Here is a 505-nt window from a genome sequence, read left to right as displayed (position 1 = left end):
GGTAAGCGGGCAGCCGGTGGAACGGCTGTACCGCGAGATCCGTTCGCTGCGCATCTATGAAGGCGCGACCGAAGTGCAGCAGATGATCATAGGCCGCGAACTGCTGCGTGCCGCATCGATGGCATCGGCCTGACATGAACGACGTCATCCATGCCGCGCAGGAAAGCGAGACCTTTGGTTTCACAACCGAAGTGACGGTGCGTTTCGGCGACTGCGACCCAGCGGGAATCGTGTTCTATCCACGCTACTTCGAGATGTTCAACAACCTGGTGGAAGACTGGTGCGCGCAAGGTCTCGGCATGAGCTTCAGGGAACTGCACTTGCAACGCGGCCTGGGCTTGCCCACCGTGCATGTCGAGACGTCGTTCGTCGCACCGAGCGAACTGGGCGACCTGCTGCGTGCGCAATTGCGTGTGCAAAAGATCGGCGGCGCATCGGTCACGCTGCGTGTCAGGCTGGCCGGGCCGGCCGGAGAAGACAGGGTGCGGGCCAGCCTAGTGCTGGC

General features: G+C 62.6%; 2 protein-coding genes. Both read left to right on the top strand.

The features are described from left to right. The first annotated feature begins 16 nt into the window (after nt 1-16). Complete coding sequence (locus JK635_RS28765; RefSeq protein WP_498043882.1) at nt 17-133, top strand: acyl-CoA dehydrogenase family protein; 117 nt, start codon at nt 17-19, stop codon at nt 131-133. Nucleotide 134: 1 nt separating this feature from the next. Next, nucleotides 135-505, top strand: a 371-nt coding sequence (locus JK635_RS28760; RefSeq protein WP_202655263.1) for an acyl-CoA thioesterase, incomplete at its 3' end; no start/stop codon positions are given.

The organism is Neobacillus paridis, assembly GCF_016765675.1.
GTDB lineage: Bacteria > Bacillota > Bacilli > Bacillales > Cytobacillaceae > Neobacillus > Neobacillus paridis.
Note: the sequence above shows the minus strand (reverse complement) of the source record. Positions and strands in the feature narration are given on the sequence as shown.